Annotated in this window: 2 protein-coding genes; one reads left to right on the top strand and one right to left on the bottom strand. The window is 57.1% G+C overall.

What is annotated here, in order from left to right; translation table 11 throughout:
* Positions 1–276: 276 nt before the first annotated feature.
* Positions 277–948 carry a hypothetical protein gene (locus tag B140_RS14065; RefSeq protein ID WP_156801805.1) on the top strand — a complete coding sequence of 224 codons (672 nt, stop codon included), beginning with the start codon at positions 277–279 and terminating at the stop codon, positions 946–948.
* A gap of 424 nt (positions 949–1,372) precedes the next feature.
* Here the strand turns inward: B140_RS14065 and B140_RS0111310 are convergent.
* A partial coding sequence (locus B140_RS0111310) for a hypothetical protein (protein ID WP_211208169.1) occupies positions 1,373–2,884 on the bottom strand: 1,512 nt, incomplete at its 5' end.

Genomic DNA, 2,884 nt, shown 5'->3' with positions numbered 1-2,884 from the left:
AAAAAGAACTCGAAAACTCCTGGCGCACACTCGCACCAGCTCTACGCGGCTAGCGGTACACGACCATCTGACCGAAGGGGGTAAGGGTATGCCAGGAGCAAAAACTATGCATTTATCAGAATATTAATGAAGTGTCAAGTGGAGTGGAGGAACTTGGAACGAAAGTATCCAATTTTTGCATTCCCGTTGCGGACCGTATGTTCCCGTGTCACGATGATGATGCTTCTGAGACTTGAAGCACTTTCAGCCACGCGAACCCGTTAGGAGGTATGGGTAATGAAGAAGCGACTTATTGCCCTAGGCCTTGCAATATCGACCGCTATCACCAGCACGTTTGCTACTTCGGCTTCCGCTTTGCCGGAGGTCAGTGCTGGTCTCACCCAAGCAATTAATGACCTGGACAGCTACACGCCAGTAGAAGGCCAGCAGCGCGACGACATGTTGACTCAGGCCGAGGACCAGTTCTACGACCTTGCGCAGCTTGAATCGGGCGAGACCATCGACATCGACAATGCCGATGTGAAGACCTTGCCCAATGGGACCGGCTACGTCTCAGCGCCCATCCTCGGCGCAGCACGCGGAAGCGTGATCTTTGCCTCTTTCAGTGGCGACGATCTCACCGATGTCATCCAGGCCAGTCTGCATGAAAAGACCGCCACCTCGGGAACTGTGTCCCTGTACCACAATGGTGAACTCACCAAGGAAGAATTCGTTGAAGTAGAAGAATCCACTGCTCCTACTGTCGCATTGCGTGGCATGGACTGGGGCGGTCTCAACCGCTGCCTGTCCAACGCAGGTATCGCCGCATGGGCAATCGCCGCATTAAGCGTCGTCTGCGGCGCGGCATGCGCAGTCACCGCTGGCACGGGATGCGTACTATGCATCGCCGCTGCTTCTGGAGCTACCGGCGGCACAGTAGGATACTGTGTGGGCCAGAACTGGAAGTAACCATGACCACTGCGCAAAAATACTGCCTCGCCTGCATCTTCGGCGCAGTAGTCTCCATTTTGCTCGGTACCACCTACGGTAACGTCACCTCCTGGGGTGCAATCGCAGGGTGGGGCATAGGACTACTTTTGCTGATCACCGCAACATTCTTTGCGGCCAAGGCTACAAAGGCCACCCGCTACACAGAAAGGGCTTGAACCATGGATATCACCACCGCACTCCTGAACACTGCACTGGGATCCTCCCTGGTCAATGGAGAACTCGCAACCACCATCGGCGCACTCGCTGGACTACTGAGCGCCTAATCCCAGAGATTCTAAGACGGCAAAAAGAGGGCCCCTTCGCGAGGGTGAAGGAGCCCTCTTTTTATCTGTTCGGCCAGCGCACCACCAAGCCTATCACAGATCAATCTCCACAAGGAAGATCACTGTTCTTGGGTGGACACCTCCGCGCGTACCCGAGCCATCTCCTGAGCCGTCTCATCGGTCATCGGCACCACCGACGACACCGCCCCGGCATACACCTCGCCAGCATCCTCCACAGCACCAGAGACACCCTCCACGGCCTGCTGCACCCGGGAATTAACCCCACCATAATCCCCACCAGTCACCGTCACCGCGTCCTCCAACACCCCCAGAGCATTGTGGAGACCGCTAAGCGCCCCAGAGTAATCCTGAAGCCCGCGCACCACCGGCTGGCCACCAGACTGCTCGACGACCTGGTTGATACCACTTTGCGCCGCAAAAACCCGCCCCTTGGCCTCAGAAGCCGCCTGACGAATCACCGCCACCGCCTCGGTAATATCCATCCCCTCCACCTGCGAAAGAGCCCCCTGAACCTGCTGTATCGCCGCAGAGACCTCACGCTGCTGGACTACCAACGCCCGATAGACCTCCACGACCGACTCATCGACACCAGAGACACACGCAGGCGCCGACTGCTGTGCACACGCAATCTCCTTGCTCTGCTTCTCCACGGCCTTCTTTGTCGCCTCATTAGGCATCCGTACCGATGAAACGGCCCGTGCGTAGTCACCAGCCTCAAGAATCTGCAAGTCCTTCAACTCTTGGCCGTGGGACTCAAAGAACCCCTGAAGTCCCTCGACATCCTCCTGGTCCAGACGATCCAGCTCCTCCAACAACCCCCGAGCCTGCACCTTAATACGCCCCATCGTCTCCACAGAAGCATGCATCGCAGGACGAAGCGGCGCAACTAGCGCATAATTCGGATCCGTCGGATCAAGCCCAAGCTGCCAACTAGCCAGATCCCCCTCCGTCTCCGAGGCCATGTCCCCAACCCCCATCACCGCCAGACGCGCTTGGGTGAAAACCCGCGATGGCGACACCGCACCCATGTCCCCAATCAACGACACATCCCACCACACCTTGCGCATCGTCTCATGGCGCAGCGTCTGCTTCGCCATGTAGTCAGTCACCGGCTCCAAGATCTCCTCATCATCAAGCTGCTCACCAATAATCGACGCGCAAGCCGGATGAGACGCAATCGACTGATGCGTAGCCTCGGAATACACCGGCGCCGCCTCAACTACCGCACCCAAACTTTGCGTAATCGCCCCCAACCCCTCGGCACTCCGCGCCGTCCAACCACTAATCTCCTCACCGAGCTTGTCTGGCTCAGCATGCACAACAGCATCCTTCCCCCCACCGATCACCTTCTGCGCATCACCCACCGCCTGAAGCATCGGCGCCAACGCGCCCCGATAATTCGTCTTCTCCTCAGAACCATCCGGGCGCAAAACATGCTCCGGCGCTGAATCATCAATCCGCCGCAACTCCTGCTGAATCAACGAAACACGGTCAAGAATATCGGAAATAGCAGAAGAATAAATCCCCTTCGTCTCCTCTACATCCTTACCCATAGAATCAATACTCGCCTGCACAAGAAGTCCATTAGTATCAGAAACACTATCAATCTG

The sequence above is a fragment of the Corynebacterium mastitidis DSM 44356 genome (genome assembly GCF_000375365.1).
GTDB lineage: Bacteria > Actinomycetota > Actinomycetes > Mycobacteriales > Mycobacteriaceae > Corynebacterium > Corynebacterium mastitidis.
Note: the sequence above shows the minus strand (reverse complement) of the source record. Positions and strands in the feature narration are given on the sequence as shown.

Bases quoted from the DNA above. Each gene is read 5' to 3' on its own strand.
- B140_RS14065 (WP_156801805.1), top strand. From the start codon at position 277: ATGAAGAAGCGACTTATTGCCCTAGGCCTTGCAATATCGACCGCTATC.